Source organism: Okeania sp. SIO3B5 (assembly GCF_010692555.1).
Classification (GTDB): Bacteria; Cyanobacteriota; Cyanobacteriia; order Cyanobacteriales; family Microcoleaceae; genus Okeania.
The window spans coordinates 1-4,272 of the sequence record NZ_JAAHHG010000708.1; the positions used below are offsets into that span (position 1 = coordinate 1).

At 32.6% G+C, this 4,272-nt stretch carries 3 protein-coding genes and 1 pseudogene; 3 read left to right on the plus strand and 1 reads right to left on the minus strand.

Annotation, left to right across the window (positions count from 1 at the left end):
- Positions 1-291: 291 nt before the first annotated feature.
- The 3 genes and pseudogenes from F6K54_RS41245 to F6K54_RS41255 all read left to right on the plus strand — a co-directional run bounded on the left by F6K54_RS41245 (position 292) and on the right by F6K54_RS41255 (position 1,436).
- Positions 292-543, plus strand: a complete 252-nt coding sequence (locus F6K54_RS41245; RefSeq protein ID WP_293090287.1) for a hypothetical protein — start codon at positions 292-294, stop codon at positions 541-543.
- A 37-nt stretch (positions 544-580) separates the two neighbouring features.
- A pseudogene (locus F6K54_RS41250) lies at positions 581-727 on the plus strand (UvrB/UvrC motif-containing protein); the annotation flags it as partial.
- A gap of 181 nt (positions 728-908) precedes the next feature.
- Positions 909-1,436, plus strand: a complete 528-nt coding sequence (locus tag F6K54_RS41255) for a hypothetical protein (protein WP_293090288.1) — start codon at positions 909-911, stop codon at positions 1,434-1,436.
- Between the two features lie 958 nt (positions 1,437-2,394).
- Here F6K54_RS41255 and F6K54_RS41260 read toward each other — a convergent pair.
- Positions 2,395-3,162, minus strand: a complete 768-nt coding sequence (locus F6K54_RS41260) for a hypothetical protein (RefSeq protein WP_293090289.1) — start codon at positions 3,160-3,162, stop codon at positions 2,395-2,397.
- Positions 3,163-4,272 lie beyond the last annotated feature (1,110 nt).

A 4,272-nucleotide genomic window follows, 5' to 3' on the forward strand; every position in this document is an offset into this window, starting at 1 on the left:
GCAGAACAATCTTGGGAAAATTCTTACTCCTACCTCCTCGCTCCCAAGCCATTTCTCCTGTCTCCCCCTCCTGGGAGGGGCGAGGGGTGGGTTGTCTCCTGACTCCTACCTCAACAAAAAGACTTTTGAGCGCAAACCCTATTTATTTCTGTTCCACTTGCCGTATTTGCCAATTTGTTAACTCCCAAAATTGATAAATTTCTTTCATTTCGCAGTTACCAATCAAAACAAAAGAGAATTAGAAAAATCAAGAAAGAATATTAACAAGTTAAACAATATTATGAAAATAGAATGATGCTGGTTGAGTATCTTTTAATTAATATTTTAAAGACTATAACTTTAAGTTTTTTAATTATTTTCTCTGCTACTTGGTTTGATTCTCTTTTTGCCTCTAGGATGTTAGCAAATTCTCTATCAAAAATATTAGTAATTTTGGGTTCACTCGTTATTGTAAATTGGACGACAAATGCACTGGATATTTATGCAAAAGTGAAAAACTATAACGATTATCAAAAAGAAGTATCAGATATTGTTCAGGAATAAAATACTTTAATTATTATTTGACAAACAGGTAGATTAATTATCTTTGGATGATGTTCCGGAGCTGATTAAAAAGTTAGAAACTCAGATGAAAGAAGCAGCGAAAAATTTAGAGTTTGAAGAGGCGGCTAAATTGCGGGATAGAATTAAATATTTGCGGGATAAATTAGTGGGTAATAGGGAGTAAGTTTTAGGTATTAGTTATTTGAACAATTTTGTCAGACTTATTATTATTGTCAGATGAAAATTATGTCTAAAATGAGTAATGTTAAAGATTGAATCTCACCAATGTTTATATAGAAGTGGCTAAATTAAATAAGGCTATCTTAGGATAGAGTTAACCTTAAAACTAAATCATTGATAAAAGTATGGAAATGGATGAAAGAACTCAAGGTGCTTGGATTATTCATCATACTGATAAACTCCAAGATATGAAATATGCTGCCAATGATTATGAGAATATTAATCTTGCGGGAAAGTGTGGTTTATTACTATCTAGTTTGGCTGCTTCTGAAGAAATGTCTATATCTCAGGAAAAGCTAAATGCTTTAGCTAAAGCAGCTAATATTAGCTTAAAAATGGAGTTACCAACAATATTAGATAAACTGGAAAAGCAAAAATTAATCATTTCTGACTCTACTAGAATTTATATTATAGGGCTAACTACTTCTGCAACATTGGAGCATACAACATCAATTTTTTATGATGAAAATCCAGATGATACTGAAATTGCTGTTATAGATATATCAGAAAAAATTTCTGAATTACCACAAGAGTATAAAAGAGCAAAAGAATATATAAGTGACACTTACAAAATATCTAATAAAAAAACTGATGATTTGCTAATTGGTTCAGAAGAAATTGGATTTATAGATGCAGATGTGGCGAAAAATTGATTAAAACTCCTAAAATAGTGGTTTTCCAGAATTTTATACCAGGAATTTGGCAACTTGGCATAGAATATTTCCACAGTATTTAAACTACCAATATACCTAAATTTTTAATAGGATTCTAATAGGACGAGAGGCTACTCATTCATTACTTATTTATTAATTTTCGGATAAATTAAATCTTTATTTAAGTCTGACACAATTCATTTCATTCAAATCACTCAGAATGACGCAGTTAAAAGTAATCCTTGTAGCTATTTTCTGATTGAAATTGACTCAGATAAAAAACTCCTATTTTCATTTATTCAATAATTTACTTATTCCTTACAGCTCAGGACTACTTTTAACATTAATAATCCCCTCAAAAAGAACCTTTTATTTTTTCAGCATTAAATTACCTTAAAGGATAAAAAGTTTAAACTATTAATTTATGCTGTTAAACCCTGAAATTTATAGATTCGGTTATCTGTTCAACAATTATTAATTAATTATTAATTAGAGTTTGCTGATTAACTATAAAAGTATTGACAGATAAAGATTTTAGCCTTCTGAAATTCCTAAAAAGTGTGCTCGTTTTAGTCTAAAACTTTTAAAAAGGAGCGCATTTTGGGCAAATTTAGAACAGAAAAGAGGACAGAAAAATTGAGAGACAATTCTTACTTCTACCTCCTCGCTCATTCCCCTAACTACTGTCTCCTACCCTTACTAAAAGACTTTTTCAGATAAGCCCTAATTACAGCATATTCCAAGTATATAAAGTACAAATATTAATAATTAAATGTTTATAGTGCGGGCATCTTGCCCGCGAGGGGTGTACCTCACCAAGGTGGAATCCACTGTATTACCTCTCCTTGAAAAGAAGAGAATTGACTCAAAGGAAAATTTTTTCTTATTTCTCTCTTATTTCTCCTTTAAAGGACAGGTTTTCAACCTTAATTATTCGGTAATAACCAAACACTAAATTTCATTCCAGATCTGAATCTGAATCTGAATGAAATACAGTTAATTCTTGACTAAAAGACTCTCCAATTAGTTTGTAAATCTCTCTTAAATCTTCATCTTTAAATGACCTAATCAATTTTTCTGCTGCCTTTTGAGGATTTTTAGGAACCACTACCCATAACTCTTCATTCAATTTACCTTCTGGCTGTTGATCTAACCAATTTTTAACTGCATTTTTGCCTGATTCAGTAATTTGGTAAAAACCTCTCCCACTACTTTTTGATTGTTCTAACCATCCTAAATGTTCCCATCTTTTTCTCCATAATTGAGCAGTACTATGAGCATAATCTAAAATCTGTCCGATTTTAGGCGCATTTAAAGCTTGATTATCTGGGCAAGCTTCCACAAGTTTAGAGAATTTATGAAAATAATTTGATGGATTTCCTAAATCTTTTAATGGATCTTCTGGTAGATCGACTGTTTTTGTTTCAGTTGATTCTAATCTACTAATTAATTCTTCAATTTCTTGAGCTTCACAACCTAATCCATAAGGTGGTTGAGCACGGCATAATTCTTCATAGCTATTAAATGGTTTTCCTTGCTCATCAAGTAATTGCTGATAAGCTGCTGGTTGTTTCATTAATTCACGCCATGCTTTTAATTGTTCCCCATTAACAACTACATCTTTTTTCAGAACAGATTGTAGTTTTAATTTAATAGCAAGTGCCCATTGGGGTGTACCAGGAGTTGTGCTAATTCCTCCTGCTTTTCCTAAAGTTTCATAATCCATTTTTCCCTGGATAGTAAAGGATATACTTTTCAAAGTTGTCTACAATAAATTTTGATTTTTTTACCATTTTATTGTTTGTTAACTCATTGCTTAATAGACTTATTTAAGAGTAATAATTTTGTCAGCATTCAGCTTTATAGAATTAAAAATATTGGTAAAAGTCAATCATTTAACCCACATTCCGTACTTCAATCTGTAACATTAAAAGTAGTATATAATTTCAATTATTGGTAAATATTTATACTGTATAAATTACTTCTCAAAAGTCAAATTTCAGTTAAATATTAAGTATAAATACTTACTGAATTATTGGCTCCTATTTACCACTATAATTTTTTTCTGACTTTTGACTTATGCTTTATATGCTACGTTTTGTCGTGCGGAATGTAGGATTTAACCTTAGCAGTAAGCGCGAGCCACATTTACCATAAAATTGGGTTTAAAGCCTCGCCCTAGAAGGGCGACTTTTCATATTATGACTTTTTATGTTATAGTAAAATTGGTTTAAAAACCCGCCTTGTCTCATAAATACTGTAGAAAAGAAGATTAGGTCGAAACTCCTTCAGTTGAGAGCAGAACAAGGGAAGCTTTCAGGTCAATGAGCAGTTCAAACTTGAAAGCACAAAATTTACACCCATAAGAATTTTTGATAAGTCGCGGGAGGGCATTCCGAGACTATAAAAGGATGTGGAGGCAAGCGTAACCCACCCCCATCCCCTCCCGGGAGGGGAGCAAGAGGGGTGGGTGCAGCAGCCTGTGAGATGTCAACTCGCTGAAGAGCTACGGCTCGGTAGGAATCCCCGCGCCTTTAGGCCAGGGAGGATGTCAAATTTCACTCCATAGAGTTGAACATGATATGAGAGCTAACTAAAATGGTATTAGTAGGTATATTTGCTTAACAATCAAATTTGTCAGCTTTTTGTACCTCTTATTTGTGTATTTTAGCTAGAGCTTCGAGAAGCCTCACACCAAATTTTCAATTATGGTGTGAGATGAATCGACGGTAAATTAATGGGACTCGATGTCCCATTAATTTACAAATTTTATGCTATGATAGACTCAAGCTGGTTTGAGTTAACAACCGCCAGTGATGAACCATGAAAATCAAAT